We start from the raw sequence: 436 nt of genomic DNA, 5'->3' as shown, positions 1-436 counted from the left end.
ATTCAAGCGGCAGCTCGATCGGCGGCCTTGCCAATCAGCGCTTCAACCAGATGATCACCAACCGGGTGCTTGGCACGGTGCTGCTCGGGGTCAACGAGCAGATCAATTGCAGCAACTGCGTCAGCGCGTTCGGCTCCGCAGGCTCGTTCTCGGCCGGAATCCACGGCCGCAAGGAGCTGACCAACAATCTGTCGCTGCTCGCCGGCATCGCCTACACGCAGTACAGCGAGGGCGGCTACAACATCACAAGCGCTCCCATCGCCGCGTTCGCGCTGCGCTATGATTTCACCGACTGGGGCTCGTCGCGCCCGTTCTTCGACGTCGGCACGATCCTGACGCCGTGGGAGAAGGCGCGCTACACCCGCAGCTACAACACCAGCCTCGGCCCGGTGAACGTCACGAGTTCGACCAACGCCGCGAACTACGCCGTTTATGG

1 pseudogene is annotated in these 436 nt (G+C 63.3%); it reads left to right on the top strand.

What is annotated here, in order from left to right:
* Window positions 1-436 (top strand): annotated as a pseudogene (locus AC0L23_RS40060) (hypothetical protein); the annotation flags it as partial.

Source organism: Bradyrhizobium sp. MI1.4 (assembly GCF_055811315.1).
The sequence above is the reverse complement of the archived record's forward strand: the minus strand, read 5'-3'. Positions and strand labels throughout refer to the sequence as shown.